Raw genomic sequence first — 710 nt, 5'->3', positions numbered from 1 at the left:
GCGCTGAAGCGCGTCGCAACTGCTCTTTAACAATTTATCAGACAATCTGTGTGGGCACTCAAAGTGACATGGATTCTTAATGTCTTCGGACAATAAATGAACACCAAGTCTCTGAGTGAACACGTAATTCATTACGAAGTTTAATTCACGAGCATCAAACTTAAATTGAAGAGTTTGATCATGGCTCAGATTGAACGCTGGCGGCAGGCCTAACACATGCAAGTCGAACGGTAGCACAGAGAGCTTGCTCTCGGGTGACGAGTGGCGGACGGGTGAGTAATGTCTGGGAAACTGCCCGATGGAGGGGGATAACTACTGGAAACGGTAGCTAATACCGCATAACGTCGCAAGACCAAAGAGGGGGACCTTAGGGCCTCTTGCCATCGGATGTGCCCAGATGGGATTAGCTTGTTGGTGAGGTAACGGCTCACCAAGGCGACGATCCCTAGCTGGTCTGAGAGGATGACCAGCCACACTGGAACTGAGACACGGTCCAGACTCCTACGGGAGGCAGCAGTGGGGAATATTGCACAATGGGCGCAAGCCTGATGCAGCCATGCCGCGTGTATGAAGAAGGCCTTCGGGTTGTAAAGTACTTTCAGCGGGGAGGAAGGGGTTAAGGTTAATAACCTTAGCCATTGACGTTACCCGCAGAAGAAGCACCGGCTAACTCCGTGCCAGCAGCCGCGGTAATACGGAGGGTGCAAGCG

Annotated in this window: 1 rRNA gene; it reads left to right on the top strand. The window is 52.0% G+C overall.

The window, feature by feature from the left end:
- Positions 1-162: 162 nt before the first annotated feature.
- Positions 163-710, top strand: a 16S ribosomal RNA gene (locus FE839_RS24480); the annotation flags it as partial.

It is taken from the genome of Klebsiella indica (genome assembly GCF_005860775.1).
Taxonomy (GTDB): Bacteria; Pseudomonadota; Gammaproteobacteria; order Enterobacterales; family Enterobacteriaceae; genus Klebsiella; species Klebsiella indica.
The sequence above is the reverse complement of the archived record's forward strand: the minus strand, read 5'-3'. Positions and strand labels throughout refer to the sequence as shown.